Genomic DNA, 561 nt, shown 5'->3' with positions numbered 1-561 from the left:
CGGCGATGGAGGACTTCCAGCTCGATATCATGATCGGCGAAGGGCCGGCGGCGCGTTCGATCAAGCTCGATCTGCCGCCGTTCACCCTGGTCGGCGCCACGACGCGGGCCGGCATGCTGACCAATCCACTACGCGACCGCTTCGGTATCGTCCAGCGTCTGGAGTTCTACTCCACCGAGGATTTGGCCACGATCGTCAGGCGGTCGGCCGGAATCCTCGGGCTGCCAACCGAACCCGAGGGCGCGTTTGAAATCGCCCGTCGCGCGCGCGGCACGCCGCGCATCGCCAACCGTCTGCTGCGCCGGGTTCGTGACTTCGCTCAGGTGCGCGGCAAGGGTGAGATCACTCGGCAGATCGCCGACCTTGCGCTGAACATGCTGGATGTGGATGAGCGCGGGTTCGATCATCAGGATCGTCGCCTGCTGCTGACGCTGATCGAGAAGTTCGATGGTGGCCCGGTGGGCATCGACAGCCTTGCCGCGGCGATCAGCGAGGAGCGCCACACCATCGAGGACGTGCTCGAGCCGTACCTGATCCAGCAGGGCTACATCATGCGTACGC

General features: G+C 65.2%; 1 protein-coding gene. It reads left to right on the top strand.

The genetic code is table 11. From position 1 onward, the window contains the following. A partial coding sequence (gene ruvB, locus ACU8YC_RS25890) for a Holliday junction branch migration DNA helicase RuvB (RefSeq protein ID WP_446896095.1) occupies nucleotides 1-561 on the top strand: 561 nt, incomplete at both ends.

This window comes from Citrobacter sp. VF227, assembly GCF_052950715.1.
Note: the sequence above shows the minus strand (reverse complement) of the source record. Positions and strands in the feature narration are given on the sequence as shown.